This window comes from Gemmatimonas sp., assembly GCF_044345575.1.
Taxonomy (GTDB): Bacteria; Gemmatimonadota; Gemmatimonadetes; order Gemmatimonadales; family Gemmatimonadaceae; genus Gemmatimonas.
The window spans coordinates 1-3487 of the sequence record NZ_JBIJAW010000338.1 but is presented as its reverse complement, the minus strand read 5'-3'; the positions used below and the strand labels follow the sequence as shown (position 1 = coordinate 3487).

The following is a 3487-nucleotide window of genomic DNA, read 5'->3' as shown; positions in this document are numbered from 1 at the left end:
ACGAAGGTCATTCACATCTGCCACATCACCTACACCACCGGACAGATCTTCCCGGTGCAGCGTATTTGCGCCGAGGCGCGCCGGCGCGGCATCACGACCATCGTCGACGGTGGTCACAGCTTCGCGCATTTCCCCTTCTCCATCGCCGAGCTCGGGTGTGACGTGTACGGCTCGTCGTTGCACAAATGGCTGTGCGCACCGGTGGGGAACGGCGTGTTGTACGTGCGCAAGGAACTCATCCCGCGCATCTGGCCCCTGCTCGCGGCGCCCGCGACGCAGGACAGTGATATCCGCAAGTTCGAGGCGATCGGGACCTATCCGGTCGCGCTGCGCGTGGCGCTTAGCGATGCGGTGACGTTCCACCAGGAAATCGGGGGAGAGCGCAAGGCGGCGCGGCTCCGGCTACTTCGTAACCGATGGATGGACGCGGTGATGAACCTGCCCGGCGTGGAGCTGCTCACGCCGCGCGATCCCGCGCAGAGCTGCGCCCTTGGGGCAATGCGCCTGCGGGGGATGGGGGCGCAGGTGCTCACCGAGACGCTACAGAAGCGGTGGCGGATTCACGTGCGCCCGCGGTTCGTGGAGGGCGAGTTCGAGTGCATCCGCGTGACGCCCAACGTCTTCACGACGCTCGACGAGATCGACCTGTTCGCCGAGGCGATCGGGACGCTGGCGAAGGGGTAGGGCTCCGTGTCGGCCCCGACATGCTACCAGATGCGTACGATGTCGAACTGATCGAAGAGCGTTTCGTTCGAGACGAGCGCCATGTGTTCCGTGCGTGCCTGCGCGACGAGCATGCGGTCGAACGGATCGCGGTGATCGCTCATGAGTCCCCCGGCGACCATGGCGTGTTCGAGCGAAATCTCGAGTGGCGCGAATCCTTGCCGGTACACTTCGGCGGCGAAGTCCACCGCGAGCGGGCCGGCGCCCGGGAGTTTCCCCAGTCGGTGCTTCGTGGAGACTTCCCACGCGGACGCCGCGCTCACGAATATCTCGTTCGCGGGATCGGCGATCACGGTACGCGCACTCGCCGGGAGCCGTTCGTCACCGGCGAGCCACCAGAGCAGCGCGTGCGTGTCGAGAAGCACGCGCATGCTATGACTCCCAGGCGTCGAGTTCTGCGCGGGGGAGCGGTTCGAAGAACGCGTCGGTGACGTACACCTTGCCCGCCAGCGCTCCGAAGCAGCGCACCGGTACCGGCTGAGTCACCGGTACGAGCCGCACCACGGGCTCGCTCCCGCGGTGAATCACGACCTCTTCTCCAGCTTCCGCGTCGGCGATGAGGCGGGAGAGTGTGGTCTTGGCGGTATGGACGGTGACGTGCTTCATATGGATATGGCTAATTAGTTAGCTAATGCGCGTCAAGAGGAAAGCGCTAGCGGTAGTTGTGCCCCTTCACATGCTGTTCGCCGCCGCCAAGCTCGAGGGCGCGGAACTGTTTGGCCCGCACGTTCACCACGTGCTGTTCCACTTGCAGCGTGCCGCGGATGAGCAGCAGCGGGGTGGTGGAGATGAGCAGGGCGTGCTGCTCGAAGCGGTCGGGGGTGATGACGATGTTGATCATCCCCGTTTCGTCTTCGAGGGTGAGGAATACGAAGCCCTTGGCGGTGCCGGGGCGCTGCCGGCAGATCACGAGGCCGGCCACGGCGACCGGTTGTCCGTCCTTGCCGATCTCGTGCGCCTCGCGCGCAGTGAGCACGCCGTTGAGCGCGAGATGGGGCCGTACGTGCGCCATGGGATGCCCGGCGAGCGAGAGGCCGGTCATGCGGAAGTCGGCTTCGGTGAGCTCTAGCGGCGTATAGGCCGGGAGCGGCGCCTGCTGGGCGGCCGTGGGTTTGACGCGCGGCGCGAGGGGCAACTCAGGACCGCGCGTGGCGGCCATCACTTCCCACAGCGCCGCGCGACGCCGGCGCTCGGCGGGCTCGTGCGCGAACATGCTGTCGAAGGCGCCCGCTTCGGCGAGACAGCGCCATGAGGCCTTGTCGAGGGTCACGCGCTGTACGGCGTTCTCCACGCTGGTGAAGGGACCGTGCTGCAGCGCGGCTTCGAGGTTGCGGCGGGCGCGGGAGCCGAGGCCGCGGATGAGGCGGACGCCCAAGCGTACGGACACGTCGCGGTGGGGCGGGGGAGTTTTCAGCTCTCGGTTGTCAGCTGTCGGTTGCTCCCTGTTGCGCCCCCATCTTACGGTGCCGTCGTTCGCGTACAGGGTGCGGCCATCCGACAACTCGAGGCTGTGATCCCACACGCTTCTGGTGAGATCGATGGGCAGCACCTTCACGCCGTGCCGTTTGGCATCCTCGATGAGGGTACCGGGCGAATAGAAACCCATGGGCTGCGCGTTGAGAATGGCGCACAGATACTCGGGGGCGTAGTAGTGCCGCAGCCACGCGGTGGCGTACACGATGAGCGCGAAGCTCGCGGCATGACTCTCGGGGAAACCGTAATCCGCGAAGGCATTGATCTGGTTGTAAATGCGCCGCGCGGTTTCCTCGGGAATGCCGTTGCGCTGCATGCCGGCAATGAGCTCTTCGCAAATGGCGGCCATGCGCTCGCGTGAACGCTTGTGCCCCATGGCGCGGCGCAGCTGATCGGCTTGCCCCGGTGTGAAGCCGGCGGCGGCGATGGCCACCTGCATCCCCTGCTCCTGAAAGAGCGGTACACCGAGCGTGCGCCGCAGTACGTGCTCCACACTGGGGTGCGGATAGGTGATGGGCTCGAGTCCCGCGCGCCGCCGCAGGTACGGATGCACCATCTCCCCCTGAATGGGGCCGGGGCGAATGAGCGCCACCTCCACCACGAGATCGTAGAAGCAGCGCGGCTTGAGGCGTGGCAACGTGTTCATCTGCGCGCGGCTTTCGATCTGGAACACGCCCACGGTATCGGCGCGGCACATCACGTCGTACACGGCGGCGTCGCTCATGTCGAGCTGCCCGAGATCCACGGTCACATCACGCGTGTGCCGGATGTACAGCAGACAATCCTGCACTACGGTGAGCATGCCGAGGCCGAGCAGATCGATCTTCACGAGCCCCACCGGGTCGAGATCGTCCTTCTCCCACTGCACCACGGTGCGTCCGGGCATGGACGCGGGTTCGAGTGGCACCACGCTGCCGAGCGGTTCCTCGGTGAGAATGAACCCGCCCACGTGAATGGAGCGATGGCGCGGCAGCTGATGCAGGCCGTTCACCACGTGCGCGAGCTGGCGCACGCGGGGGTCGTTGGGGTCGAGCCCCGCGCGTTGCAGCAGCTCGCGCCCACTCGCGCCGTCGCGCGAGGCGGTGGTGCGATTGCGTCCCTCCACGAACTCGGCGTGGGTCTCGCGTTCTCCGCGCTCGTCGCGTTCGGCGCCCTTGGCGAGTGGACCGAGATGTGCGCGTTCGTCGTTGGCCAGTTTTCGCTCGGCTTGCAGGTCGATGAGCTGGGGCCAAGTGGCGTCGCGTTCGGTGACGCCCTTTGGGGAACGCGTACTCACGGAGCTCGCCTTGGG

The 3487-nt window shown here is 66.4% G+C and carries 4 protein-coding genes; 1 reads left to right on the top strand and 3 read right to left on the bottom strand.

The window, feature by feature from the left end; translation table 11 throughout:
• Window positions 1–684 (top strand): aminotransferase class V-fold PLP-dependent enzyme (locus ACIQ6O_RS14705; RefSeq protein WP_396208534.1); only part of this gene is annotated, 684 nt, incomplete at its 5' end.
• A gap of 23 nt (window positions 685–707) precedes the next feature.
• Here ACIQ6O_RS14705 and ACIQ6O_RS14700 read toward each other — a convergent pair.
• The 3 genes from ACIQ6O_RS14700 to ACIQ6O_RS14690 form a co-directional block, all read right to left on the bottom strand.
• A complete protein-coding gene (locus tag ACIQ6O_RS14700) occupies window positions 708–1094 on the bottom strand; it encodes a type II toxin-antitoxin system VapC family toxin (protein WP_396208533.1) in 387 nt (128 codons plus the stop codon).
• A gap of 1 nt (window position 1095) precedes the next feature.
• Window positions 1096–1329, bottom strand: a complete 234-nt coding sequence (locus ACIQ6O_RS14695) for a type II toxin-antitoxin system Phd/YefM family antitoxin (RefSeq protein ID WP_396208532.1) — start codon at window positions 1327–1329, stop codon at window positions 1096–1098.
• A gap of 46 nt (window positions 1330–1375) precedes the next feature.
• Window positions 1376–3487, bottom strand: a 2112-nt coding sequence (locus ACIQ6O_RS14690) for an OB-fold nucleic acid binding domain-containing protein (RefSeq protein WP_396208531.1), incomplete at its 5' end; no start/stop codon positions are given.

Excerpts from the sequence above, each read along its gene's own strand:
- ACIQ6O_RS14700 (WP_396208533.1), bottom strand. The coding sequence starts at position 1,094 with ATGCGCGTGCTTCTCGACACGCACGCGCTGCTCTGGTGGCTCGCCGGT.
- ACIQ6O_RS14695 (WP_396208532.1), bottom strand. The coding sequence starts at position 1,329 with ATGAAGCACGTCACCGTCCATACCGCCAAGACCACACTCTCCCGCCTC.